General features: G+C 58.1%; 20 protein-coding genes and 1 riboswitch. Of the genes, 6 read left to right on the forward strand and 14 right to left on the reverse strand.

Going from position 1 to position 25846, the window contains the following annotated elements; genetic code table 11:
• Nucleotide 1 precedes the first annotated feature (1 nt).
• Nucleotides 2–856, reverse strand: coding sequence for a flagellar motor stator protein MotA (motA, locus tag HG264_RS08745; protein ID WP_169407295.1), 855 nt, complete (start codon nt 854–856; stop codon nt 2–4).
• Between the two features lie 285 nt (nt 857–1141).
• Here motA and HG264_RS08750 point away from each other — a divergent pair, with 285 nt between their 5' ends.
• Together HG264_RS08750 and asd are read left to right on the forward strand one after the other, a co-directional pair.
• Entirely contained in the window at nt 1142–1951 is an 810-nt protein-coding gene (locus tag HG264_RS08750) for a rhodanese-like domain-containing protein (protein ID WP_169407296.1), read from the forward strand.
• A 9-nt stretch (nt 1952–1960) separates the two neighbouring features.
• Nucleotides 1961–2824 carry an archaetidylserine decarboxylase gene (gene asd / locus HG264_RS08755; protein ID WP_169407297.1) on the forward strand — a complete coding sequence of 288 codons (864 nt, stop codon included), beginning with the start codon at nt 1961–1963 and terminating at the stop codon, nt 2822–2824.
• A gap of 469 nt (nt 2825–3293) precedes the next feature.
• Here the strand turns inward: asd and epmA are convergent, their stop codons facing one another.
• Nucleotides 3294–4253: an EF-P lysine aminoacylase EpmA gene (gene epmA / locus HG264_RS08760; protein WP_169407298.1), complete on the reverse strand. Its 960-nt coding sequence runs from the start codon at nt 4251–4253 to the stop codon at nt 3294–3296.
• Nucleotides 4254–4361: 108 nt separating this feature from the next.
• Nucleotides 4362–4928, reverse strand: coding sequence for an elongation factor P (efp, locus tag HG264_RS08765; RefSeq protein WP_169407299.1), 567 nt, complete (start codon nt 4926–4928; stop codon nt 4362–4364).
• A 118-nt stretch (nt 4929–5046) separates the two neighbouring features.
• On the opposite strand from efp, the gene epmB reads away from it, so the two are divergent.
• The 3 genes from epmB to HG264_RS08780 all read left to right on the forward strand — a co-directional run bounded on the left by epmB (nt 5047) and on the right by HG264_RS08780 (nt 10171).
• Nucleotides 5047–6069, forward strand: coding sequence for an EF-P beta-lysylation protein EpmB (gene epmB, locus HG264_RS08770; protein ID WP_169407300.1), 1023 nt, complete (start codon nt 5047–5049; stop codon nt 6067–6069).
• A 187-nt stretch (nt 6070–6256) separates the two neighbouring features.
• A complete protein-coding gene (locus HG264_RS08775) occupies nt 6257–8053 on the forward strand; it encodes a molecular chaperone (protein ID WP_169407301.1) in 1797 nt (598 codons plus the stop codon).
• A gap of 51 nt (nt 8054–8104) precedes the next feature.
• Nucleotides 8105–10171, forward strand: a complete 2067-nt coding sequence (locus HG264_RS08780) for an EAL domain-containing protein (protein WP_169407302.1) — start codon at nt 8105–8107, stop codon at nt 10169–10171.
• Between the two features lie 32 nt (nt 10172–10203).
• On the opposite strand, the gene serB is transcribed toward HG264_RS08780, so the two are convergent.
• Complete coding sequence (gene serB, locus HG264_RS08785; protein WP_169407303.1) at nt 10204–11427, reverse strand: phosphoserine phosphatase SerB; 1224 nt, start codon at nt 11425–11427, stop codon at nt 10204–10206.
• 325 nt (nt 11428–11752) lie between these two features.
• On the opposite strand from serB, the gene HG264_RS08790 reads away from it, so the two are divergent.
• On the forward strand, nt 11753–13300 hold the full coding sequence (locus HG264_RS08790) for a hypothetical protein (protein WP_169407304.1): 1548 nt from the start codon (nt 11753–11755) through the stop codon (nt 13298–13300).
• A gap of 57 nt (nt 13301–13357) precedes the next feature.
• Here the strand turns inward: HG264_RS08790 and parC are convergent, their stop codons facing one another.
• The 10 genes from parC to thiC all read right to left on the reverse strand — a co-directional run bounded on the left by parC (nt 13358) and on the right by thiC (nt 25523).
• Nucleotides 13358–15607, reverse strand: coding sequence for a DNA topoisomerase IV subunit A (gene parC / locus HG264_RS08795; protein ID WP_169407305.1), 2250 nt, complete (start codon nt 15605–15607; stop codon nt 13358–13360).
• Between the two features lie 12 nt (nt 15608–15619).
• The gene (locus tag HG264_RS08800; protein ID WP_372240215.1) at nt 15620–16138 is read right to left on the reverse strand and encodes a TIGR02281 family clan AA aspartic protease; all 519 of its coding nucleotides are present in this window, start codon (nt 16136–16138) and stop codon (nt 15620–15622) included.
• A 39-nt stretch (nt 16139–16177) separates the two neighbouring features.
• Nucleotides 16178–18070, reverse strand: coding sequence for a DNA topoisomerase IV subunit B (parE, locus tag HG264_RS08805; RefSeq protein WP_169407306.1), 1893 nt, complete (start codon nt 18068–18070; stop codon nt 16178–16180).
• 150 nt (nt 18071–18220) lie between these two features.
• Nucleotides 18221–18880: a Crp/Fnr family transcriptional regulator gene (locus tag HG264_RS08810; RefSeq protein WP_169407307.1), complete on the reverse strand. Its 660-nt coding sequence runs from the start codon at nt 18878–18880 to the stop codon at nt 18221–18223.
• An 8-nt stretch (nt 18881–18888) separates the two neighbouring features.
• Nucleotides 18889–19800 (reverse strand): SDR family NAD(P)-dependent oxidoreductase, encoded by a 912-nt coding sequence (locus tag HG264_RS08815; RefSeq protein ID WP_169407308.1) that lies wholly within the window; start codon nt 19798–19800, stop codon nt 18889–18891.
• Nucleotides 19801–19844: 44 nt separating this feature from the next.
• Nucleotides 19845–21344: an NAD(P)/FAD-dependent oxidoreductase gene (locus tag HG264_RS08820; protein WP_169407309.1), complete on the reverse strand. Its 1500-nt coding sequence runs from the start codon at nt 21342–21344 to the stop codon at nt 19845–19847.
• A 240-nt stretch (nt 21345–21584) separates the two neighbouring features.
• Nucleotides 21585–22397: a 3',5'-cyclic-AMP phosphodiesterase gene (cpdA, locus tag HG264_RS08825; RefSeq protein ID WP_169407310.1), complete on the reverse strand. Its 813-nt coding sequence runs from the start codon at nt 22395–22397 to the stop codon at nt 21585–21587.
• A gap of 89 nt (nt 22398–22486) precedes the next feature.
• The gene (locus tag HG264_RS08830; protein ID WP_169407311.1) at nt 22487–22939 is read right to left on the reverse strand and encodes a DUF1249 domain-containing protein; all 453 of its coding nucleotides are present in this window, start codon (nt 22937–22939) and stop codon (nt 22487–22489) included.
• A complete protein-coding gene (locus HG264_RS08835; protein WP_256663832.1) occupies nt 22939–23556 on the reverse strand; it encodes an NUDIX domain-containing protein in 618 nt (205 codons plus the stop codon). The genes HG264_RS08830 and HG264_RS08835 overlap by 1 nt, the downstream gene beginning before the upstream one ends.
• 83 nt (nt 23557–23639) lie before the next feature.
• Nucleotides 23640–25523: a phosphomethylpyrimidine synthase ThiC gene (thiC, locus tag HG264_RS08840; protein WP_169407313.1), complete on the reverse strand. Its 1884-nt coding sequence runs from the start codon at nt 25521–25523 to the stop codon at nt 23640–23642.
• Between the two features lie 83 nt (nt 25524–25606).
• Nucleotides 25607–25707, reverse strand: a riboswitch (TPP riboswitch).
• Nucleotides 25708–25846 lie beyond the last annotated feature (139 nt).

Here is a 25846-nt window from a genome sequence, read left to right on the forward strand (position 1 = left end):
CTCAGCGGCCCTTCACCGACTCTTCCAGCTCAATGAAACTTGGCCGATACTCCGACAATAACGCCTTACGGCCAAATTCCACCGCCAAGGCGGGCGGCAAACCCTGAGCACTTGCAACCAGACACATTTTCACCGCCTCGTAGGTATTGGCCTCCTCGGTCGCATCGTGCTCCATGGCTGCAGCAAAAGGCCCAACGAAGCCATAGGCGGCCAGGATACCGAGGAAGGTGCCAACCAGCGCGGTAGCCACCTTCTCCCCGATCTGCGCATTATTCGCGTCGCCAAGAATGCCCATCGTAATCACAATCCCCAGCACCGCAGCCACAATGCCGAAGCCCGGCAGCGCGTCTGCAACGCGATTGACCGCATGGGAGGGTGTCTGCAACTCCTCGGTGAGGCTGGAAATCTCGACGTCGAACAAGGCTTCAAGCTCATGCGGAGCCATGTTGCCGGTGGACATGATGCGCAGGTAATCGCAGATAAAAGCGATCATGCGGTCATCCTTGAGAATCGCCGGATACTTGCTGAAGATCGGACTCTCCTGCGGCTCCTCAATATCGGGCTCGATGGCCATCATCCCCTCTCGACGGGACTTATTGAGAATTTCATACAGCAGGCCGAGCACATCCAGGAAATAAGGTTTGCCGAAGCGGTGGCCAAACAGAATCTGCGGGACCTTGGCGAAGGTATTGCGGACCGTTGCCATACTGTTGGCAACGAGGAAAGCGCCCAACGCAGCGCCGCCAATAATCAGGATTTCAAACGGATGCCATAGCGCCGCGACCTTCCCGTCGGATAATACGAACCCGCCCAACACACTGACGATAACGACAAGAAACCCTGCAATTTTCAACATAAACGCGTAAAACCCGGACAAGAAATTGGACGTATTTGGCAGCCGTTTTTGCGCGGCAATACGCTAGTGATCAGGTATAGTGACGACCATTCGCGCCATCAGGTTAAGGTGAACAAGTGCCAAACGAAACGATGGTTGCCACGAAGACTCTATCGGCAAGGCGAACCAAACCCTGAGTACAATTTTGCTCAGAAGCTTGTAACCCTCCTCGCTTGGCTTGGATCAACCGATGGCCGCAAACCGGCACAGTAGACACCCTGGATGAATATCGATCAGGATTTAGACATGTCGCATCCCTGCTTACCCTTGCTGATCGAACCGGATCAGCTCCCGGCACCACTGAATCCGACAACGTACCGCCTCGTTGATCTACGCAAGCTCGAGGAGTACCAGGCCGGCCATATAGCCGGAGCAGTGTCGGTGGTGCCGCCAGAAATAACCTCTGCCCCGCCGATACCCGGCCTGTTACCTGCTCAGGAGCGATTGGAACAGTTGTTTGGCCGGCTAGGGCATCATCCGGAGCTGCACTATATCGTTTATGACGGTGAGGGCGGCGGCTGGGCCGGTCGCTTCATCTGGTTGCTTGATTCAATCGGACATAGCCATTATTCCTACCTCAACGGCGGGCTGCAGGCCTGGATCGCAGAAGGCAAACCGCTGGTCAGCACGCTTGAACCCCGCGAGCCCACCCAGCCGCAGATCAATCTCAACCATGATCACACAATCGATCTGGCAACGCTTGTTCGCGAGCAGCAAAGCTCCGACCGGGTAATCTGGGACGCGCGCTCGCCTGAAGAACACCGCGGCGAGAAAGTACTTGCTGCCCGGGGCGGTCACATCCCCGGCGCGATCAATTTTGAATGGACTGCCGGCATGGACCCCCAGCGCGGTCTCCGGCTACGCACCGATCTCGCGGACAAGCTTGCCGAGTTGGGCATAACCCCGGACAAGGAAATTGTTACGCACTGCCAGACCCATCACCGCTCCGGCTTCACTTACCTCGCAGCGAAGATTCTCGGTTATCCGCGCGTCAAAGCCTACGCAGGCTCGTGGTCGGAATGGGGCAATCACCCCGACGCCCCTATCGAAAGCTAAGGACCCATAATGCAAGATCGTCTCTTCATCATTCTGCAGTACCTGCTGCCCCAGCATTTGCTGTCACGAGCTGCCGGCGGCCTGGCCAATTGCACCTGGTCGTGGGTCAAAAATCCCTTTATCACCTGGTTCGTCAAGCGATATCAGGTCGATATGCGTCAGGCCGTAGAACCTGAACCTACTGCTTATGCTTGCTTCAATGATTTTTTCACGCGTGCGCTCACGCGCGATGCGCGTCCACTCGACTCAGCACCCGAGTCAGTTCTGAGTCCCGCCGATGGCGTGATCAGTCAGCTTGGAGCGATAGCGCACGGCCGGATTTTTCAGGCGAAGGGCCAAAGCTATAGCGTGCAGGAGCTGGTCGGAGGAAATACCGAACACGCTGAATTGTTTCAGGGCGGTCAGTTCGCCACCGTATACCTGTCGCCACGCGACTATCACCGGGTACACATGCCACTAGGCGGCACCCTGCGCGACATGATTTACGTTCCCGGCGATCTGTTCTCGGTTAACCGCGTCACGGCCGAGAACGTACCGCGGCTCTTCTCCCGCAATGAGCGCGTGGTCTGTATCTTCGACACGCCGGCCGGACCGATGGGCCTGGTGTTGGTAGGCGCGATGATCGTTGCCTCAGTGGAAACCGTCTGGGCCGGCCTGGTTGCCCCCCACCGACGCCAGCTTCACGCGCGCAATTACAACGAAGCAGCGCCGTCTCTGGATCGCGGAGCAGAGATGGGTCGATTCAAGCTTGGTTCGACTGCGATTGTACTCTTCGGGCCCGGCAAGGTTGAGTGGGACAAGGGCCTGGGTGCCGGCGACTTCGTGCAGATGGGCCAAAAGCTTGGCAAGCAGCAACAAAAAGCGGAGGACTGAACCAGTACGGGCCTGAATGGCGACGCAATCCGCTGGTAGAGCTTTCCATCAGGCCATTCTCAAGTTCACGCGAAGCGGGGCGACAGGGTTCAGTCGACCGTGCGATGACAGGGATGTCATCGACGAGCTTATAGGGATGTACTTGCAGCGTGTCGGCGCAACGGTGTCACCCCGCGACAGCCGGCCCAGAACGTCCACCAAAACCAGGCTGTGTTTTTATCTGGCGATTGCGTAGTGGCGCCCGCCAACTGCCGGGACTCCGCAAGACGCCGTGAACCCATCCCTGGGGGCTTGACGAAAACATCCCTGTTTTCGACACTTGCTACACCCTGACAGCCGCCGGGCTTGATGAGCATCGGCGTGAGGTGGAGATTTAAAACCGCCTTCGCTCTGGTTGTCCTTTCAGGCTACTCCAACGCCATGCGAAGCGAGGCGACAGCAGACCCCGAGTTATCGGATCAGGTAGCTATCACGCGCGAGCAATGGGAAAGGCTACAACCTCATCAATACTGCTTGCCCCCACAGCCAGCATAACCAGACGATCCACGCCTAACGCCACGCCTGCGCATTCGGGTAAACCACTATGCAATGCCTGGATCAAGTGCTCGTCCACGGGAAGCACGGGACGATCCAGTGCCGCGCGCAATTGCTGATCAGCCTCGAAGCGGCGTGCTTGCTCCAGCGCATCGGTCAGCTCGAAGTAACCGTTGGCCAATTCCATGCCGTTGATGAACAACTCAAAACGCGCCGCGCTCGGGACCCTGTCGTCTGAGTCGACGATCCTTGCCAGCGCAGCCTGGGACGCAGGAAAAGCGTAGACCATGGTGGGTTCGATCAACCGGGGCTCGATGAGATGGGAAAACAGCAGGTTGAGCCAGCCGTCGCGATCCAGCTCGCCGAAAAAACCGCAGCGCTCACGCCCCACCCGCGCCAGCTCCGATGTATTGCAACCATGAATATCCAATACAAGCAGATCCCTGAAGAGATCCGCGTAGGTGACTCGGCGCGCGGGAGCGCAGCCCAGCACAGAGCGCACCAGCTGATCGACTTCCTCCATCAGCCGATGATGATCGAACCCGAGTCGATACCATTCGAGCATGCTGAACTCAGGGTTATGTCGCGATCCGCTTTCACCGTTGCGGTAAACCTTGCAGAGCTGCCAGATTGAGCCACTGCCTGCCGCAAGCAGTCGCTTCATGGGGTATTCGGGCGAGGTATGCAGGTACAGCGGCCGGCTATTACCGCCACCTTCAGGTACGTAATCAGCGACAAAGGGAAACAGGTGTGGGTCGCTGACTGCCGCGCCTGACAATGCTGGCGTCTCTACCTCGAGCACATCCCGTTCGTGGAAAAAATGCCGTATCTGATTGATTACGTCAGCGCGGCGCCGCAGGTTTTCGATCGACGCTGTCGGTTGCCAGTCGTGCATGGGTGAGCCTGCTCAGGTTTTAAATCATTCAAGTTTCTGAGGTAGCGCCCGCCAAACAACGGGCACAAAAAACCGGGGCCAAAGCCCCGGTTTCTGATACCACGATAATCAGGCGCGGCCGACGTAATCAGCAGTGCGCGTATCAACCTTAAGCACATCGCCCACGTTGATAAACAATGGAACCTTGACCACAGCGCCAGTCACCAGCTTGGCCGGCTTGGTGCCACCACCCGAGGTATCGCCACGCACACCAGGATCAGTCTCGACGACTTCCAGCTCAACAAAGTTGGGAGGCGTCACGGCAATCGGCGCGCCGTTGTACAGAGTGACCTGATAGATCACCTGTTCCTTGAGCCAGTTCTTGGCATCGGAGACGGCTTTCTCATCGGCACCGACCTGCTCAAAGGAGCCATCAGTGGCCATGAAATGCCAGAACTCGCCATCGGCGTACAGATACTCCATTTCACGGTCCATCACGTCGGCGCCTTCAAGGCTGTCGCCCGACTTGAACGTCCTTTCGTTGACCCGGCCGTTTTTCAGGTTGCGCACCTTGACCCGGTTGAACGCCTGCCCCTTGCCGGGTTTGACGTATTCGTTTTCCAGGATCGCGCAGGGGTCGCCGTCCAGCATCACCTTAAGACCCGGCTTGAATTCATTGGTAGAATAATTGGCCATACATTTCCCACTTACAGTTTGAACGGAATCATCCGAGAACGCGCTGACCGATGGTTTCAGCCCGGCGTTGTCAGCAACGCCCGACGGATGCCCTGCCACCCATGCGCGGAAAAAAGCAATGATACATGGATCTTCGGCGCCTGTTGAGTCTGACACCTGGCAAACTCTACTGGCGCGCAGCATCACCGACCCGGCAGCGCTTCTGGACCGGCTCCAGCTGGATATTTCCTTACTCGATGAGGCAAAGGGCGCCGCAGCTGATTTTCCATTGCGCGTGCCAGAACCTTACATCGACAGGATGCGCCAGGGCGATCCAGATGATCCATTGCTCCGACAGGTACTGCCAATCGGTGAAGAGCTTCTGGATCAGCCAGGCTATGTAACCGACCCGTTGGGTGAACAGCATGCCAATGCCAGGCCAGGCATCATCCACAAGTATCACGGCCGGCTATTGCTCGTCGTCAGCGCAGGATGCGCCGTCAATTGCCGCTACTGTTTCCGTCGCCATTTTCCCTATGACGACAACAACCTGAGCACCGCCGAATGGCAGGATGCGCTGGAGTACATCCGCGTCGACGAGAGCATCCGCGAGGTGATATATAGCGGAGGAGATCCACTTGCGGCCAATGATAAACGCCTGGCCTGGCTCACCCGGGAGATCGCAGATATTCCGCATGTAGCGCGTTTGCGCGTACATACCCGACTGCCGGTGGTTATACCGCAGCGGGTAACGCAGGGCCTGATCGACGCGTTATGCAGCACCCGCCTGCCGGTTACCATGGTGCTCCATTGCAACCATGCCAACGAGATAGACCCGAGCCTGAAACAGGCAGTGCATGCGCTGCGTAGCGCCGGAATCATGATGCTCAATCAGGCAGTACTGCTGCGTGGTGTGAATGAGCAACTCGAAGATCAGATAGCCTTGAGCGAAAAGCTAGCCGATAGTGGCATTATGCCCTACTATCTCCATATTCTTGACCATGTAAGAGGAGCGCGTCATTTTCTTGTCGAGGATGATGCTGCTATCCGGCTGGTCGGGCAGATGCTGACGCGCTTGCCGGGCTTTCTTGTCCCACGGCTGGTTCGTGAAATCGCCGGCGAACGCAGCAAGGTGCCCTTGATTGTGCAGCCTGTCGAATGACAGGACTGCCCCAATACAGAGGAAATTGCAGGAAATATAAGCTGCTAGAGTGAAGATACAGGCTCTGATCACGGCCCAGCTGACCTCTTTATTACCGGCTCGTGTCGGGATGGCCTGAACCGTGCAGTACCGCTGAGATACCGTCATTTTGACGAGGCGGCAACGGGACCTCGATACTGGGAACTACATGAATAGCACAACGCATAAGCTCAATTTGCGCATACCGCTACAGACGCTGGACACGCTCAGCTTCGCTGAAGCGACGGAGAAAGGAATCGCCCAATGGCTGGGAAATTTGCCCAAAGCCAATATTGGCGAGACCGCCCGTCAGCTCTACAAAGGGTTGATCGAGCTGAATCAGCTGATCGTCGCACCCGAGAAGCGTCTGGCGTTACTTGAGCTTATCCGTCCGGAAGTACGCTACGTCTGTGTCGCTCTGTCGAAATACTACCTTGGCCAGTCAATCGTTCTAGAGGACAAGCCACGCAAGGTCGCCAACCTCTCCCAGTCGCTTCAGAATCACCTGGCCAACGGCTACAAGATCGTGGTTGCGCAGGAGCAAAGCATCCGGCCCAAGGAGCACCCGGCCGTTATGGCGCTGGCCATTGAGCGCGCCATACGCAGTCTCTGCGGCCCATTACTACGCGCGTATCAGCTATATTGCCCGGTCGCCGACGGCGTCTGGCTGGAAATGCATCAGCTTTATCAGCTTGCATATAAACGACGCCTGCATAAACAGCCAATTGTTGATCCCGAAAATGCGGCCGGTCATGCCTTGAGCATCAGGCACTGCTACATCATGGCGTTGCTGATGGGTGCCGCTCGCCCCAACCAGATGCGCCAGAGCGCCATGGGCAAGCTTTTCGCTACGCTGGAGGATTGGAGCCAGCGAGCCCACCTGGTGGACCCGGACGACCCGAACGCACTGTTCATCATCAATCCCGATATGGACTGCGCACCCAGGTACCGATCGCTGATTCGCGATGAGGACATCAGCGCAAGCGTTGGGCTGGCGACTCACGACCTGGTCGAAGACATCAAGAATCTCATGCTCAATGGCGCCGAGGCCGGCAGCTCGCTGAAGGTGCCAGACGGCTTCGGCGTGGAGCTGTTGCAGCATGTCAGCCAATCCTGGGGGGATCTGGCAGAACGCACTTTCAACCGCGTTCCCGGTAACGGTGCAATCCGCTTGTGTATCGGTATGAGCGCAACGCATTACCGCATTTCCGGCATGAGTTTTTCAAAATTCATTGCCGCTGACGACGCTGAACTCAATCCCTTTTCCGACGCTGCCAGACGAGCCCGGAAGGAAGGCTGGGACAGTGCGTTCGACACAGACAAGAGTATCGATTGGGCGCCGTCGAACATGGAGATGATCGATTACACAACCGCCACCGCGCCCGACACACCAGCCAACCGGCAGAATGAAGACGAACAGTATCCAGTCCATACCCTGAATATCGTCAATCACAGTCCGGGCGGCTTCTGCCTCACCTGGCCAAGGGATGTCCCCAAGCAACTCCAGGCCGGCGAGCTACTAGGCGTGCAGGAAGTCAATGGCGAGGACTGGAGCCTCGCTGTGGTTCGCTGGATCAGGCAGGTGCGCGGTGGCGGCACGCAGATGGGCATAGAACTGATCGCTCCGCACTGTACGCCGTGCGCAATCAAGCTGATCCGCAAATCCGAGCAACCCAGCCAATACCTGCGGGCGCTGACGGTACCAGCGGTAGCGGCAATCGAGCGCCCGCCCACCATAATCACGCCACGCCTGCCTTTTCAGGTTGGCAGCAAGGTAGTGATCTATCAGGGCCACAAGGAAACGCGGGCGCAGCTGGTCGACCGCATTACCGCTACCGGCAGTTTCAGCCAGTTCGAACACCGGTTCCTCGACCCGATCACAGGCGCTGACCGCCCCGCCGGAGCGCGTCTGGGCACTTCGGGTGGCGGTGAGGATGATTTTGACTCTCTGTGGAAGACGTTGTAGATTCCATCGACGTCAGGGCTGACTTTCTCCGGCCCGCATACATGGAAGACTATGGGCACCGAAACGCAGGCTATAAGGCTGTTAATACTTGATGATTCGCAGAACAACGCCGAGCGAATCGTCAGCGTTTTGCGCAACGCCGGCCACGCCACCCGCGCTCATCGTATTACCTCGGCAGAAGATCTGCACGAATGCCTTCAACAAACCTGGGACCTGTGTATCGCGGCCCCGGAAACGAGTTTCATGTCCGCGCGACAGGCGCTCAGCCTGATCGGCCCGGACCGTGATGTTCCGTTCATTCTCCGCCTTTCCGAGCCGGATACCGAAACGCTGGTTGAAGCCCTGCGCAGCGGTATGAAGGACGCAATCTCTGTCGATTCCGATGCACTGCTGATACTGGTGGCCCAACGTGAGCTGACCAGCCTGGCGGCGCGAAGACACCAGCGTATCGCCGAGCAATCGCTGCGCGAAGCCGAGAAGCGTTGCCAGCTACTGCTTGACAGCTCCGTCGATGCTATCGCCTACGTACACGACGGAATGCATATCTATGCCAATCGCTCATATGCCCGACTGTTCGGCTATGACGATGTCGACGACCTCGCTGCGGAGCCGATGGTAGGCCTGATCGCGGCGAAGGATCAGGCTGTGTTCAAGGATTTTCTGCGGCACTATATCGACCGCGGTGACCAGAACGAAATGCGCTGCAGCGGTGTTGATGTAGACGGCAAGGAATTCCCCATCATGCTGTCCTTTTCACCGGCCAGCTATGACAACGAACCCTGCACACAGGTTGTGATCCGCGCCGAAACCGCCAGCGCAGAGTTCGAGGAAAAACTCAAGAGCATGGCTCGCCAGGATCTGGTGACCGGCCTGTTCAACCGCGCCTACTTCCAGGAACAGCTCGAAAGTATCAGCGAACAGGCGGTTCGTCAGGGCAAGCCAAGCACACTGGTATATCTCGGCATCGACAATTTCCATGCGCTCCAGGCCGATGTCGGCATCGGCGGTGCCGATCTGGTGCTGGCCGATATTGCGCAGATTCTTCGGCAGTTCTTCCCGGAAGACACGCTGATGGCGCGATTCAGCGATGATGCGTGCAGCGTCCTGCTGGATGCGCAGGAGCCCGAAAGCGTTCTCGATTCGCTGGACTCGCTTCGCCGGCAAATCGAGGGCAACCTGTTTGAGGCCAACGGACGCACCGTACAGATTACCGCAAGCATGGGTGTCTCAACTATCAGCGAGACCAGTCCGGACCCGGTTCAGGCCGTTGACCGCGCTCACCGTCTCTCGGACCAGATCAGCCAGGACGGCGGTAACGCGGTGAAGGTTTTCAATCCCCTGGTCGAACTGGCGCATCAGGCCAATCGCGGAAATCTTATTGCGCTGATCCGCCATAGCATTGAAACGGATGCAGTGAAGCTTGAATTTCAACCGGTTATAAGCCTGCGCGGCGATAGCTCTGAGCTCTATGAAACCTATCTGCGTTTGCTCAACAGCCAGGGCGAGGAAGTACCCGCTGGTGAGTATCTCGAGGCGGCAATCGACTCGGGCCTGGCCAGTGAACTCGACCGCTGGATGATCGGAAAAGCAGTTCGAATGCTCGTGGAGCAGCGCAGCAAGGGCACCGATACGCGACTGATCCTGAACCTGAACAGTGCCAGCCTGCAGGATCTGGATCTGGTGCCCTGGATTTCGAAGCTGCTCAAGGAATCACGGCTACCCATGGATGCACTGGTATTCCAGTTCAACGATGCAGACGTGAATACCTATCTGAAGCAGGCCAGGGCTTTTACCGAGGCGCTACGCGGAATTCACTGCAAGGTATCGCTGAGTCATTTCGGTTGCGCGTTGAACCCTTACGCAGCGCTGAAACACGTCCACGTGGATTACGTGAAACTGGATGGCTCGTTCAGCCGGGATCTTTCAACACCCGAATCAGTCGAAGCGCTCAAGGAAATAGTCACCACGTTGCATGGCAAGGGCAAGCTGACTATCGTTTCCTTCGTCGACAGCGCCACCATGATGCCCACCCTGTGGCAGGCGGGCGTCAATTACATCCAGGGTTTCTATCTCCAGGCGCCCAGCGAGACGATGAACTACGATTTCTCTGCGGAGTGAAGATTGGCGCCGACACGGCGCCAATTCGCGTTTTAATCGATGGGTTGGCACCCGTCCCTGTCTCTGAAACCCAGCAGATATAGAATCCCATCCAGCCCAAGCGTTGAAATAGCCTGTTTGGCTGATTGCTTGACCAGCGGCTTGGCGCGGAATGCTACACCCAGGCCGGCAATCGCCAGCATCGGCAGGTCATTGGCACCATCGCCCACCGCGATAGTCTGCTCAAGGCTTATCCCCTCCCGCTCAGCCAGCTCGCGAAGCAGATCCGCCTTGCGTTGCCCGTCGACGATCGGCTCCTGCACCTCGCCTGTCACCAGCCCGTTTTCGACGGGCAAGGCGTTGGCGTAGACGTAATCGATACCAAGGCGCTGCTGCAATTGTTCCGCAAAATAGCTGAAGCCACCCGAGAGTATCGCGGTCTTGTAGCCCAGACGGCGCAGTTGGGCTATCAGCGTTTCCGCACCTTCAGTCAGCCGCAGGCCGGCGTTGATCTCTTCCAGCACAGACACAGGCAGCCCTTTTAACAGGGCCATACGCTCACGAAAACTGGCCTTGAAATCCAGTTCGCCACGCATCGCCCGCTCGGTGATTTCTGCCACCAAGTCGCCTACGCCTGCGGCCTTGGCCAGCTCATCAATCACTTCGGCATCGATCAGGGTCGAATCCATGTCGAAGACGACCAGTCGACGGTTTCTGCGGAAGATGCTGTCCTGCTGAAAGGCAATATCCACGTTCAGTTCTTGCGCGATGGCCAGGAATTCGCTCCGCAGAGCGGCCGGATCGTCAGGTTCACCGCGCACGGAGAATTCTATACAGCCCTTGCCCTGATCGGCGGGCAGACCCTCAGGGATACGACCGGAAAGTCTGTCTATATGGTCGATATTCAGATCGAAGCGCGCGGTGATCTCGCTGACACGAGCGATATGCTCGGCGGTAATGCGCCGCGCCAGCAATGTCACGATGTGCCGTGGCTTGCCTTGCCCAGTGACCCAGCGGCTATATTCTTCGGCACTGACCGGCGTAAAACGAACCTGTTGATCAAGCTCATAACCGCGGAACAAAACGTCCTTTAATACATCAGACATTCCGGTATCGCCCGCCATCTCGACCAGGATGCCAAACGACAACGTATCGTGGATAACCGCTTGACCGATATCGAGAATCCGAACGTTCTGCCGCGCCAGAATGCCGGTAATCGCAGCGGTCAGGCCTGGCCGATCAGGCCCGGTGATGTTGATCAGGACGATTTCGTTCAAGGTAGCCGCTCCGCTGAAAAGACTGGGCCGCCATTCTAACCGTAAATAGCGTTTGCTGCCCTTTCATCGCCACCGTGATGGCGCGGCAACAGCACTGGAAAGCCCCTCGAAGGGTGGCCGCTTTTTACCCTGCGAGGGAATAGCTATACTCAATCGCTTCCGAAGGACATGAAGTTCGTTTACACCGGACGACCTCCTTCGCTTGCCGGATCTTTCACCTGCCATATCGAGTTTTATCTTGAATCGCTCACCGCACTCCGACAATGTTTTTCTCCGCTGCTATGCCGCCTGGCGCGACCAGAGCATCAAGTTGCGGGGCAGTTTGATGCTGCTCGTTCTGACGCCCCTATTCGGGGTCCTTCTGTTACTCATCTGGTTCGGCCAGTATCAGCTCCAGCGCGACACTGCAGCTCAGGCAGACGCCGTCGGCGCCGAACTCGCGCGGCAGGTTGCCGCGTCCGTTGCGGACCCACTGGCGGCGGATGATCATCTGAGCCTGAATATCCTGCTTGCACAGTGGAACCAGAACCCGCTGATCGCCCATACAAGCCTGACCACGCCTGATAACCGCATCGTCGCCGAGGCAGGCAGCAAGGTGGCTGCCGCTCAGTTGGCACCTGGTCAGGGCCGCTTCGTTACAGCCGTACATGTTCAGGACGTGTTGGCCGGCCAGTTGCGCCTGAGCCTGGCAGCTGAACCCTTCAGCGCGCCAGGCCAGGCCCTGGTCCGTCACCTGCTATGGAGCCTGCTTGGGCTCACTCTCCTGGGCGCGTTACTGGCCTGGCGCATGGCGGCCGGAATGAGCAAGGTCCTCAATGAACTCGCTGACTGGCATGGGGATACCGATTCGCCTCCGGCCGGACTCGACCGCGCGGATGAACTCGGAGATCTTGCCCGCCGGTTAACCGAGCGGCGTATCGTCGACATGCCACCCCCTGACGAGCCGGAGGCGCCGGACGAACCGGAGGATACATTCGAGCCAGAGTCGCCTGAACCAGCCACCATGGAATTAGCGAACCAGCCCGGCGCTGCGCAAGCGCCCACCTCACTGGACCTCGCTCCGGATCCCGATACCGTGTTCGGCCCGGTCCAGCCTGAGCCAGCCCATGAGGGTTCCGACCCGGACGCACTCATCATCCGCCGCGAGGCACATGCTTTTGATGAGGACGATCAGCCCGTTGAGGAAGATTCGCGCAACCAGGCAGTCCGATCGGATATAGCGGAACCTTCCGAAGCGGTGTCGTATGACCAGGAAGACGCCTTATCGGACCCGGCTCCCCCGGCACCTCCGGCAATACCCGGCGCGGTCCTGGCGGTTCGACTCGGCAATCAGGATGTACTTCGTCGTCTCGCTCGCCCTCGCTTGCTATCGCTGCTTGAACGCTACCGGGAACATCTAGGTCAAGCTGCAGAGATCTACCAGGGACGTTTACAAACGCTGCACGATGGCACCAGCGTGATCTCGTTCACTGGTGAGGCGGATAAGAATGATGCTGAAGAACTCACCAAAGTACTCAGCTGCGGCGAACTACTAAGGGTGCTTGGGCACGACCTGCAAATCGAGATTGCTGACACGGGTATTGCCTTGCATCTGCAATTGGCTGCCTGCCGTACCGATAATATCGACCAGTTGGATGGCGACGCGTATGCAGAGCAACCCGACTGCAAGCAGATGCTGGATCGACTCGAATTCAGCCGCAACCTCGTGCTATTGGATGCGTCCCTTGCTACCGCTGGCATTCTCAGCCAGCGTGCCGTGGTAAGGCGCCTGGCAAGTCAATCCGGCGTGTATTGCGTTGAACGCCTGCAGGAACCGCACCAGACCTTACTGGAGCGTCAGCTGAACGCCTTGTACACCCAACGGCGCAGCTGATCAGCATCGCCTGGCTATCGCCGTCCCGTTGCTTGTGCAACGGGACGGCGGCACGTTCTAGTCAACAGTAATGGAGTCGATCTTCTGGAACCCGCGCGGCAACTTGTTACCGCGCCGGCCGCGTTCACCGCGATAATGTTCCAGATCCGTAGGTTTAAGCGTCAGCGTGCGCTTGCCCGCTAGCAACACCAGATTGGCATTGGCAGGCAACACGGTTAAGCCCGCAAGAAATTCATCCCGAGACTTAACGCGTGCAGAAGGAATGGACAGGATCCGGTTACCTTTACCCTTCGCCAGCTGCGGCAATTCTGCGACAGGAAACACCAGTAAGCGGCCCTCATTGGAAACAGCCACCACCGAATCGCTTGTCTGATCAGAAACGAGCACCGGAGCAATCACTTTTCCTCCGGCCGGTACGCTGAGTAACGCCTTGCCATTCTTGTTCTTGGCGTGCAGATCTGCGCCCTGCGCCACGAACCCATAGCCCGCGTCCGAAGCAACGAGATACAGTCCCTGGTCATCAGGCATCAGGACCGCTTCAAAGGCGGCGCCAGGCGGCGGACTGAGCCGTCCGGTCAGGGGCTCGCCCTGCCCCCGTGCTGACGGCAAGGTATGCGCTGCCACCGAGTAACTCCGCCCGGTGGAATCAATGAATACGGCAGGCTGGTTAGACCGGCCAGCTGCCTGCGCGAGAAAATTATCACCCGAGCGATAGGACAGCGCCGGGCCGTCTACATCATGCCCCTTGGCGCAGCGCACCCAGCCTTTTTCGGATAGCACCACGGTTACGGGTTCGGCAGGCACCAGTTCGGTTTCGGATAGCGCGCGGGCTTCGCGACGCTCGACCAGTGGTGAGCGACGGTCGTCCCCATACGTCTCGGCATCGGCAATCAGCTCATCGCGCACCTTGTTGCGCAGACGCTTCTCACTGCCCAGGATTTTCTGTAACTGATCACGCTCAGCAGCCAGCGCATCCTGCTCGCCGCGGATCTTCATTTCCTCGAGGCGCGCCAGTTGGCGTAACCGGGTGTCCAGGATGTAATCAGCCTGGAGCTCGCTGAGACCAAAGCGGGCCATCAATTCGGCGCGGGGCTGATCCTCGGTCCGAATGATGTGAATAACTTCGTCCAGGTTGAGGAACGCAACCAGCAAACCGTCCAACAAGTGCAGCCGATTGAGTACCTTGTCCAGGCGATACTGCAGGCGACGACGCACCGTCGTGATCCGGAAAGCCAGCCATTCGCTGATCATGCTGCGCAGGTCTTTCACAGCAGGGCGGCCATCGGTCCCGATAACGTTCATGTTTACGCGATAGCTGTGCTCAAGATCAGTGGTCGCGAACAGGTGCTGCATCAACTCTTCGGCATCTACGCGATTGGAACGCGGCACAATGACGATACGGGTCGGATTCTCATGATCGGATTCATCGCGCAGGTCTGCGACCATTGGTAGTTTCTTCGCCTGCATTTGCGCAGCGATCTGTTCAAGAATCCGCGAACCGGACACCTGGTGCGGCAGCGACGTGACGACAATGTCGGTATCTTCGCGCTCCCAGACTGCGCGCGCACGTACCGAGCCGCGGCCGGTGGAGTAGAGTTTGACCAGCTCGCTACGCGGCGTGATGATCTCCGCTTCGGTCGGATAATCCGGCCCCTGGACATGTTCCATCAGCTCATCAACGCCAGCGCCCGGTTCATCCAGCAAGCGTACGCAGGCAGCGGCCACTTCGCGCAGGTTGTGAGGCGGAATATCCGTCGCCATACCCACCGCGATGCCCGTCGTGCCATTGAGTAACAGATTGGGCAAGCGCGCAGGCAGAACCATGGGCTCGTCCATGGTGCCATCGAAATTGGGCTGCCAGTCGACAGTGCCCTGCCCGAGCTCAGTCAGCAGTACTTCGCTGTAACGAGCCAGACGCGCCTCGGTGTAACGCATCGCCGCGAAGGACTTGGGATCGTCCGGCGCGCCCCAGTTGCCCTGCCCATCCACCAGCGGGTAGCGATAGGAAAAAGGCTGGGCCATCAACACCATCGCCTCGTAGCAGGCGGAGTCTCCGTGGGGGTGATACTTACCGAGCACATCACCGACCGTCCGGGCCGATTTCTTGTGCTTGGACGTGGCAGAGAGCCCCAGCTCGCTCATGGCATAAACGATGCGGCGCTGTACCGGCTTCAAGCCGTCGCCAATGTTTGGCAGGGCCCGGTCCATGATCACGTACATCGAATAATTGAGGTACGCCTCTTCAGTAAACGACGACAGTGCACGGCGTTCCACGCCTTCCATGCTCAGATCCAGGCTGTCACTCATACTCACCCTCTATTAGCGGTTCTGCCGCAAAATCAGTTGTCCGCCCTGCTGGCTGAAATCCAGCTGCCGCAGCGCGCTCATACCCAGTAATATTTCGTCGCCCGACATGCCGGGAACGATGCCGGCAGCGACATCCCGCAGGCGGATATCGCCCAGCGCCAGGCTTTCAAGATGTGTGCTGTAGCTCTCAGCCAAACCGTTGGCGGTGTTGACCATTACCGGTCGGCCGCGCGTCAGACCAAGCTCCTCAGCCACCTGCGCCGGTATGGCAACGAAGGTCGCGCCCGTATCGAGCAGAAAGGTGACGTCCGTGCCGTTTATCTGTCCGCCAACCAGGTAATGGCCTTGCCGGTTGCTATCCAGGCGCACCTCAACCACGGATTCCGTATAAAGCGATTCCGGCTGTCGGTTGGGGTTGCGCTGATGCTCTTCGATACCGGCAAACCAGTTGGCCGCCAGCGCCAGACCGACGACCCAGGCCAGCACCAGCATGGCAGTCCCGAAGCGACGGGAAGACGGCTTTTCAGCCACAGAGACAGCTCTGTTCCATCCTGAGACCGGCCGCTTGCATCAAAGCAGCACCTCGGCCAGATTCCCTTTGCTCTCGAGCCAGCTCTTGCGATCCGGCGAGCGTTTCTTGGCCAGCAACATGTCCATCAGCGCTTCGGTTTGTGGCATGTCGTCGATGGTTAACTGAACCAGCCGACGCGTATCCGGGGCCATGGTGGTTTCACGCAGCTGCAAAGGGTTCATCTCGCCAAGTCCCTTGAAGCGCGTGACCTGAATCTTGCCGCGTTTACCTTCAGCCTCGATCCTATCGAGAATGCCCTGCTTCTCAGCATCGTCGAGGGCATAAAAAAGCTCTTTGCCGACGTCAACCCGGTATAGCGGCGGCATCGCCACAAAAACATGACCGGCTTCTACCAGCGGCTGAAAATGTTTGACGAACAAGGCGCACAGCAATGTGGCGATATGCAGACCATCGGAGTCCGCGTCGGCAAGTATGCAAATCTTGCCATAGCGCAGCTGCGCCAGATCCGGAGAGCCCGGATCGACGCCAATCGCCACCGCAATGTCGTGTACTTCCTGTGAACCCAGCACCTGAGCGGGATCGACCTCCCAGGTATTCAGGATCTTGCCGCGTAGCGGCATTACCGCCTGAAACTCCTTGTCGCGCGCCTGCTTGGCGCTGCCACCGGCCGAATCACCTTCTACCAGAAACAACTCGGCACGGCGTGGATCCTGACCAGCGCAATCAGCCAGCTTGCCGGGTAACGCCGGTCCCTGGGTGATTCGCTTACGCTCGATTTTCTTGCCAGCCTTCAGTCGCCGGCTGGCGTGATTGATCGCCATTTCAGCCAGCTGCTGGCCAATGTCGGCATGCTGGTTAAGCCAAAGGCTGAATGCATCCTTGATTACACCCGACACGAAAGCGGCTGACTCACGGGACGACAGGCGCTCCTTGGTTTGTCCGGAGAATTGCGGATCTCCCATTTTCAGGGACAACACGTAACTGACCCGCTCCCACACGTCCTCGGGTGCCAGTTTGACGCCCCGTGGCAGCAGATTACGAAACTCGCAGAATTCGCGTACCGCCTCGAGAACCCCGGTGCGCAGCCCGTTGACGTGGGTTCCGCCCTGGGCCGTGGGAATGAGGTTGACGTAACTTTCCTGCACCAGCTCGCCGCCTTCAGGCAGCCAGAACAAGGCCCACTCCACCGCTTCCTGCCGCGACAACAAGTTGCCGCTAAAGGGTTCCTCTGGCAATCGAGGCCACTGGAGGCAGGCGTCGACCAGATAATCACGTAGCCCGTCCTCGTAATACCAGGAGGTCTGCTCCTTGGACTGACGATCATCAAAATTCACCCTCAGTCCCGGACAGAGTACAGCCTTGGCCTTGAGCAGGTGTTTGAGTCGGCTGATGCTGTACTTGGGCGTATCGAAATAATCGGGGTTTGCCCAGAACTTGACCGAAGTACCGGTGTTGCGCTTGCCCACCGTGCCGACTATTTCAAGTTCGCTGACTTTTTCGCCGTTCTCGAAAGCGATGGCATATTCCTGGCCATCCCGTTTCACGCGCGCCTCGACGCGCAGCGAGAGCGCGTTGACCACCGAAATACCAACACCGTGCAGACCGCCGGAGAACTGATAGTTCTTGCTGGAGAACTTGCCCCCTGCGTGCAGGCGAGTAAGGATCAGTTCAACACCAGAGACGCCTTCTTCTGCATGCATATCCACCGGCATGCCGCGCCCGTCATCAGTGACCTCCAACGCGTTATCTTCATGCAGGATGACATTGATCGTTCGGGCGTGACCGGCGAGCGCCTCATCGACGCTGTTATCGATAACTTCCTGGGCGAGGTGGTTCGGGCGGGTGGTGTCGGTGTACATGCCCGGTCGACGTCGTACCGGGTCCAGGCCGCTGAGCACTTCCAGCGCGTCGGCATTATAGGTATCGGACATAGAGCGTCTGGTTATCCTCGATCAATCGGGGGTGCCCGGGACTCACCCGGGAAGACAAACAGCCGGCATAGTAGCCGGCAGGCTTGCCTGCTGCCAAGGGGCAGGCGGCATACAGGGTGATACGAGGACACCAGGCCTTGCTGGCATGGCCTAATGGACTTGCCGTGCCAGACTCTCAGGTGCCAGCAGGTCAATGCTGCGGTAACGAATTGCGATCATACCCGCCTGCTCCCACTGCTTGAGGATTTTGTTGACGCTTTGCCGGGAAACGCCAAGCATCTGGGCGAGACTTTCTTGCGCCACACGCAACTGACAACCCGCTTTGGGGCTGTCCGTTGCTTCAGTGGTGTTAGCCAATGCCAGCAACTGCAGCGCCAGCCGCACCGGTAGCGGCTGCAGAACGCTGTCATCCATGCGCTCCAGCGTCGATTTGTAGCGCAAGCCCATCAACCGCAGAAACTCCAGCAGATAAGTCGATTGATGATCAACCAGTTGATGCAGCACTCTGGCCGGAACCACCAGCAACTCGGAATCTACCTCGGCAAAAGCGTCATGGACTCGTGGCTCGCCACTGAACACTGAGGCCTCGCCAAACCAGTGCCCCGGCGGCACCACACTCAACAGGGCTTCACGCCCACTGGCCCCGGTCACGCTGAGCCTTACTCGACCACTCAGCAGGCAGAACAAGGCGTCAGGCGCGGAACCACGGTAGAACAACTGGTCTTTTCTTGGCAGATAGTGGCGCCTGGCATGCTGTCGCAGCAGGCTGTCCAGACCCGGGCTCAGGCTGCCGGTAGCGATGTCAGTCATACTTGCTCTCAATCAACCAGTGCCTCCATCAGGCGCTGCCGGCGACTATGCAACACAGGATAATCTGCATAGGGCAGGTCAGGATTTGCATTATCCAGCATACACTCGAAGCGATGTTTGAGCAGCCCATGCATCTCGTCGGTGGGGAAAATATAGAAGCGGCCATCCTCAACGGCAGCAAAGGTTATTTCTGCCACTTGCTCGGCAGTGAGCGACCCGTTATCGAGGTTGTTTTGCGCCATGGAGGCAGTCGCCATCTGGGAGCGTGTCGGCCCTTCGCTGTTGGCCCACTGTTGCGGTCGTACACGGTGACACTGGCCAATATTGGTTGCCACATAGGAGGGTGAGAGCACAGCCGCTTTGACCTGCCGGGTGACCAATGACAGGTCATGATACAGGCATTCGGAAAGTGCCATGACGGCATGCTTGGAAACACTGTATAACCCCATCGCCGGCCCGGTCAGCACACCGGCCAACGAGGCGGTGTTGACGATACAACCTTGAAACGCCGTGTCAGCGCTGGCGGCAGCCAACATTTGCGGCGTGAAGGCGCGGATGCCGTTAGCAACACCTTTGACGTTGACGGCCAACAGCCAATCCCAATCCTGGTCGGTACTTTCCCAGATCAGGCCGGCACTGGCGACGCCGGCATTGTTGAAGACCAGATTTGCCGGTCCGAAATGGGCTTCACTGCGTTTGGCCAGCGCTTCAACCGCAGCCGCATCGGTCACATCGAGGACCTCACCAATGGCCTCGGCACCCTGAGCGCGTAATTCATTCAGAGTCTGCTCCAGCGCCTTGGCGTTGACGTCCGCCAAGACTACTTTCATACCACGCTTGGCGGCTGCATGCGCCAGCGCCTTGCCCAGCCCTGAGCCGCCCCCGGTAATCACGGCAACGCCTTTATTGAAATCGCTCATCTTGTTGTACTCCATCGTGGTTTGGCCTACCCAGTGGGGCAGCGTCAGTAGTGATAACTGAATATCGAATCGGTAAAATCCACCTTTGGCAGCATCTGCTTTTCGTACCCGTAATCCTGGCTATGCTGCCATTCCGGCTTGTCACCGCGTTTGGGCAAGCGGTGCAGGCTACGCATCAGGTAACCCGGGTTGAGGGTTTGTGTATCCACCCAGGGCAAGAGCTGCATCTCGCTGTCTTCAGGACGCAAGGCAGGCACCACACTTTTTGCACCTGTCGCCTGAAGGTGCCCGAGCAAGCGGCAAACGAAGTTGCCGATCAACTCGACGCGCAGCGTCCAGCTGTAGAACCCGTAACCGTAGACCCAGGCCATATTGGGTACGCCGGTAAACAAGATGCCGCGGTAACCGACGGTGGCCGCAAAATCCACCCGCTCGCCATCAACGCTGAAGGGGATTTCACCCATCACCGACATCTCGAAGCCGGTCGCGGTAATCACCACATCACAATCCAGCCGCTCACCGGACTGCAGCTGAATACCCTGCTCGTCAAAGCACTCGATGTGATCAGTGACCATGCTGGCCTTGCCGTCACTGATCGCCTTGAACAGGTCGCCTTCGGGAACAAACGCCACCCGTTGTTGCAAGGGTTTGTAGGGCGGAGTGAAATGCCGCTCGGCATCGAACCCTTCCGGCAGACAGGCACGCACGCCCTCAATCAACTGATGCTTGAGCTTGTCGGGTGCCTCGTTGGCGTTTCTGAGGAGTACCGCCCGATCGCGCACGGCTTTCTTGCGCATGATCTCGTGGATCCAGGCAGGGTCGATCTCCAGGTTGCGTAGTTCCTCGGCCAGCTGATCGGCATTGCGCCCGGCGGCAAAATAGGTTGGCGTACGTTGCAGCATGGTGACCTTTCGGCAGTCAGATGCCAACGCGGGAATCAGGGTGGCGGCTGTTGCGCCGGAGCCGATGACCACGACCCGCTTGTCACGCATATCGGCCGCTTCCGGCCATTGCTGCGGGTGAATCACCTCACCCTTGAAACGCTCCATGCCAGGCCAGGCGGGGGTATACCCCTGGGCATGTTGATAGTACCCCTGGCACATCCACAGAAAACCAGCTTTTATGGGGCGCGCTTTATCGCCCTGATGGCTAACCTGCAAGGTCCAACATTGATCAGCACTGGACCAGTCGGCCGACTCGACCCGCTGTCGATAGCGGATATGTGGCGCCAGGTCGGCCTCCTTGATCGCCTCACCCAGGTACTGCAGGATCTGGTCGCGCGAGGCAATCGGCTTGCCGGTCCATGGCTTGAAGTGATAGCCGAAAGTGAACAGATCACTATCAGATCGCGCCCCGGGGTATTTATGGATCAGCCAGGTACCACCATAGGATTCCAGCGCTTCAATGATGAGAAAGCTCAGATTCGGGTGCTGCTCGCGCAGCATGGTAGCGGAGCCGATGCCGGATATACCGGCACCGACGATCACGACATCAAAGGACTCGTGGTGCGGATCAGCACCCTGAGCGGTGGCGAATGCGGACATGCTTGTCTCCGGTTGATCAACATCGTGTGATGCGACTTCCAGAGGATTATGGGCAGCGCCTGCGGCGCCACACTGTCAACTATTGGCAATTCACTGCACATGCCTTGAATTCATTAGCGACGCCGCTCTGCGGCCAGGTATCAATCTGCTGCTCTTACCAGAAGGACGGCATGCCCATGCCTGTTGCCTGCTAGAGCCTGCTGTCGTTGCGCAGCGGCTGCGTTGCCGGGTCCAATGAGTCTAATAGCCGCTGGCATCCGGATCGGGCACGAAACGTCCAGCAGGCAAGCGCGACACCTCAGTCTCAATTGACCCATCGGTGTGCAGCCGCAGCCAACGGTAGCCGGGTGATTGCGTATCGGTAGCAAAGTCTGCGCTGTGCGCGTCAAACTGGATGCATGTCGAAGGCGTTGCGAGCAACCGGACCTTGCCGCGCATCGCATCAAGCTGTTGATGGATATGGCCCCATAGCAGCCCCCGGATATTTGCGTTGCTATCCACACGTTGCAAAAACTCATCGGCATTCTGCAATCCGAGCGGATTCATCCAGTCGCTTTCGATATCAATGGGGTGGTGATGCAGACAAACCAGCACATGACGCTCACCCGCCGAAGCCAGCGCAGCATCAAGGTGATCGAGCTGTTCAGCATCGAGACGGCCAGGTACGGCTCCGGGGATACTTGAATCAAGCAGCACGATGCGCCAGTTGGCAAGATCGATCCAGTCGGCATTAAGGCCGGACGCATCGCCCAGTGTGGCCATCAGCGCCGCGTCATCATGATTGCCGGGTATCCAGCGACAGGCGGCGGGGAGCCGGCCAATAGCTTCAATGAAGCGCTGGTATCCTCCTTCAGACCCGTCCTGGGTAATGTCACCGGTAGCCAGCACCAGATCCATCTGGTCGACCTCATCCAGTACCTGATCAATCACCGCATTAAGGCTAGCGAACGTATCGAGACCAAGCAGCCTTGCGCTGTGATCTGCAAACAAATGACTATCCGTAAGCTGAACGATACTGACGTATCCAGCTTCGGTTGTTGTGACTGGCGGCATCGACGGCCTGCTCCTGATCCCTTTCCCAAGGGAAATGATGACAACTCCGCGACAACTAATCCAGTGACTGGTTCACAGCCAGGCCGTTCTCAGCGGTCCAGCACAACCGGCTGCGCACTTTGACCAAAGCGCTGACAGTGGCCTAGCCATTCACCCAGAAAGCGGTTGAGCTGGGACTTTTCATCCGGCTGCAGCATCTGCTCGTTGGGATAGGGATAGACCCCCATGAAGCGTCGGCGATTATATGCAGCTACCACCTCAGCCATACTGGCGTCGTGGTACAGCCGTATTTCCATCCGCGGCGGAGCAAGCCAATCATGGCTGCGTTCGTAAACCAGTTGCAGCATGGTGGTGTAGCGACAGCGTTCAAGCACGCGCATGACCAGGGCCTGATCAGGACCGTCACCGGCATCAATCACGATCCGTTGCTCATCCTGGACGGCCATTGCAGGCATCAGCTTGTTGAGGCGCAGATAATTCTCTTCGCATATTGCCTGCAACTGGGAAAGATCGATGTGATAGCGCGATCTCAGGGCGACCATCAAGGCTGTGTCCCCGCTGCCTGTTGCAGGCGTTCAGCATGTAGTTCGAGCCATTGCAGTCCGATGATGCTCGCGGCATTGTCAATTCGCCCGTCCTCAACCGCGGCAAGCGCCTGAGCGCGCGGCCAGACACTGACGCGAATATCCTCGCCCTCTTCCTCCAGACCATGGATGCCGCCGGCGCCCCGACTGTCCACCGTCGCGCAGTACAGGTGGACCTTCTCGTCGCTGCCTCCTGGTGACGGGAAATAGCGGGTGATAGGTACGAGATCGAGCAACTCCAGACCGGCTTCTTCCTTTGCCTCGCGGTGAGCTACTTCTTCGGGTGATTCGTCTTTATCGATCAGGCCGGCGACGAGCTCCAGCAGCCATGGACGATCGGTTTTTTCCAACGCGCCGATACGCACCTGCTCGATCAATACCACCGAGTCGAGCCACGGATCGTAAGGCAGCACACAGACGGCATCGTGACGTACGAACAGCTCACGGCGCAGATCCGGCCCCCAGCCGCCGCGAAACAGACGATGCCGTACAGTCAGAATATCCAGCCGATAGAATCCCTCGAAACCGGATTCGCGGCTGACTATCTCGACATCGTCGCGGGTAAAAGTCTTCAATATCATCCCCAAAGGCGTTGCGGTTTATTCAGTGTCAACAAACCCAACTAAACTCGCATACCTTCAGGCCGTACGGCAATACTTCAGACCTTCTGGTAGAGCTGCGAGCCGGTTGCGCGAAACTCCTGTGACTTGGCTTTCATGCCATCCTCAACCGCCGTATCAATCACCTCCACAGGCTGCGCCGCCGCGTAATCCCTGACTTCCTGGGTGATCTTCATGGAACAGAATTTCGGGCCGCACATGGAACAGAAATGCGCCACCTTGGCCGACTCCTTCGGCAGGGTTTCGTCGTGATACAGACGGGCGGTATCCGGATCCAACCCGAGATTGAACTGGTCTTCCCAGCGGAATTCGAAACGCGCCTTGCTCAGAGCGTTATCGCGAATCTGCGCACCGGGATGCCCCTTGGCCAGATCCGCAGCATGCGCTGCAATCTTGTAGGTGATGATGCCGGTTTTCACGTCATCACGGTTTGGCAGACCGAGATGTTCCTTGGGCGTTACGTAGCACAGCATCGCGCAGCCGAACCAGCCAATCATCGCCGCGCCAATGCCGGAGGTGATGTGGTCGTAGCCCGGCGCAATATCCGTGGTCAGCGGGCCGAGGGTATAAAAAGGCGCCTCGTCGCAACACTCGAGCTGCTTGTCCATATTCTCCTTGATCAGATGCATTGGCACATGACCCGGGCCTTCGATCATCACCTGCACATCATGCTTCCAGGCAAGTCTGGTCAGCTCACCAAGCGTTTCGAGCTCACCGAACTGAGCTTCGTCGTTGGCATCGGCGATCGAACCAGGACGCAGACCATCGCCCAGCGAGAAGGACACATCGTAGGCCTTCATGATCTCGCAGATATCTTCGAAATGCGTATAGAGAAAGCTCTCTTTATGGTGCGCCAGACACCACTTGGCCATGATTGATCCGCCACGACTGACGATCCCGGTCACCCGTTTGGCAGTCATGGGCACGTAGCGCAGCAGCACGCCAGCATGAATGGTGAAATAATCCACGCCCTGCTCGGCCTGCTCGATCAAGGTGTCGCGGAATATCTCCCAGGTCAGGTCTTCCGCTACACCGTTCACTTTCTCCAGGGCCTGATAGATAGGCACTGTACCTATTGGTACCGGCGAATTGCGGATGATCCATTCGCGGGTCTCGTGAATATTCTTGCCCGTGGACAGATCCATCACCGTATCCGAGCCCCAGCGGATACCCCAGGTCATCTTCTCGACTTCCTCTTCAATGGAGGAGCCAAGCGCCGAGTTACCGATATTGCCGTTAATCTTTACCAGAAAGTTGCGGCCGATGATCATCGGTTCCAGTTCCGGGTGATTGATATTCGCTGGAATCACAGCGCGGCCACGGGCCACCTCGTCCCGCACGAACTCCGGCGTTATCTGCTGCGGTATCGCTGCGCCAAAACTCTGTCCCGGATGCTGCTGGTCAAGCAATCCCGACGCGCGCGCCTCCTGCAACTTCATGTTCTCGCGGATAGCGATATATTCCATTTCGGGCGTAATGATGCCGCGGCGGGCATAGTGCATTTGCGTAACATTACGACCGGCTTTGGCCCGGCGCGGCGTGCGCACGTGGGCGAAACGCATGCTGTCCAGCAACGGATCGGCCAATCTCGCCCGACCGAACTCGGACGACAGGCCTGGCAATATTTCGGTATCGCCACGCTCATTGATCCAGCCTCCCCGTACATCAGCCAGACCAGAACGCAGATCGATCGCTACATTGGGGTCGGTATAAGGCCCGGAAGTGTCATACACCAATACCGGCGCATTTTTTTCGCCGCCCAGCTCGGTCGGTGTATCAGCCAGACTGATTTCACGCATGGGCACGCGGATATCCGGGCGCGAGCCGGTAACATAGATTTTTCTGGAGTTGGGGAAAGGCTGGGTGGCTGCGCCATCGGCACCGGATCGGGTGATAGCATCATCAGGCAATTTGCTGTTCATTATTGTGCTCCACTGCGTTGAGAACGCGCAGGGAACCGGAGCGGTAGGCTCGACCGGACGATTGCCGTCCAGTACCAAGCAACAGAACGCCGCATCTCGATTCCTACGCCGGTATTAACCGGTTCAGGTTCAACGGGTATTATCTCAGCCAACCGCAAAGCGGAAGGCACCCCGTCAAGATGAGCTGACAGCTTAGAGCCGCAAGCATGATGCCGCAAGGATTCGGTATGTTTTCGCGCTGGTTTGATACCGAAAAGATCGTCGCCCTCGATTGCGACTCTTTTCCCGCCTCGCTTCTTCCTTGACCAGCGCCCATGTGCTCA

This window comes from Pseudomonas sp. gcc21 (genome assembly GCF_012844345.1).
Lineage (GTDB): Bacteria > Pseudomonadota > Gammaproteobacteria > Pseudomonadales > Pseudomonadaceae > Halopseudomonas.

Bases quoted from the DNA above. Each gene is read 5' to 3' on its own strand.
- motA (WP_169407295.1), bottom strand. From the start codon at position 856: ATGTTGAAAATTGCAGGGTTTCTTGTCGTTATCGTCAGTGTGTTGGGC.
- HG264_RS08750 (WP_169407296.1), top strand. From the start codon at position 1,142: ATGTCGCATCCCTGCTTACCCTTGCTGATCGAACCGGATCAGCTCCCG.
- asd (WP_169407297.1), top strand. From the start codon at position 1,961: ATGCAAGATCGTCTCTTCATCATTCTGCAGTACCTGCTGCCCCAGCAT.
- epmA (WP_169407298.1), bottom strand. From the start codon at position 4,253: ATGCACGACTGGCAACCGACAGCGTCGATCGAAAACCTGCGGCGCCGC.
- efp (WP_169407299.1), bottom strand. From the start codon at position 4,928: ATGGCCAATTATTCTACCAATGAATTCAAGCCGGGTCTTAAGGTGATG.
- epmB (WP_169407300.1), top strand. From the start codon at position 5,047: ATGATACATGGATCTTCGGCGCCTGTTGAGTCTGACACCTGGCAAACT.
- HG264_RS08775 (WP_169407301.1), top strand. From the start codon at position 6,257: ATGAATAGCACAACGCATAAGCTCAATTTGCGCATACCGCTACAGACG.
- HG264_RS08780 (WP_169407302.1), top strand. From the start codon at position 8,105: ATGGGCACCGAAACGCAGGCTATAAGGCTGTTAATACTTGATGATTCG.
- HG264_RS08790 (WP_169407304.1), top strand. From the start codon at position 11,753: ATGCTGCTCGTTCTGACGCCCCTATTCGGGGTCCTTCTGTTACTCATC.
- parC (WP_169407305.1), bottom strand. From the start codon at position 15,607: ATGAGTGACAGCCTGGATCTGAGCATGGAAGGCGTGGAACGCCGTGCA.
- parE (WP_169407306.1), bottom strand. From the start codon at position 18,070: ATGTCCGATACCTATAATGCCGACGCGCTGGAAGTGCTCAGCGGCCTG.
- HG264_RS08810 (WP_169407307.1), bottom strand. From the start codon at position 18,880: ATGACTGACATCGCTACCGGCAGCCTGAGCCCGGGTCTGGACAGCCTG.
- HG264_RS08815 (WP_169407308.1), bottom strand. From the start codon at position 19,800: ATGAGCGATTTCAATAAAGGCGTTGCCGTGATTACCGGGGGCGGCTCA.
- HG264_RS08820 (WP_169407309.1), bottom strand. From the start codon at position 21,344: ATGTCCGCATTCGCCACCGCTCAGGGTGCTGATCCGCACCACGAGTCC.
- cpdA (WP_169407310.1), bottom strand. From the start codon at position 22,397: ATGCCGCCAGTCACAACAACCGAAGCTGGATACGTCAGTATCGTTCAG.
- HG264_RS08830 (WP_169407311.1), bottom strand. From the start codon at position 22,939: ATGGTCGCCCTGAGATCGCGCTATCACATCGATCTTTCCCAGTTGCAG.
- thiC (WP_169407313.1), bottom strand. From the start codon at position 25,523: ATGAACAGCAAATTGCCTGATGATGCTATCACCCGATCCGGTGCCGAT.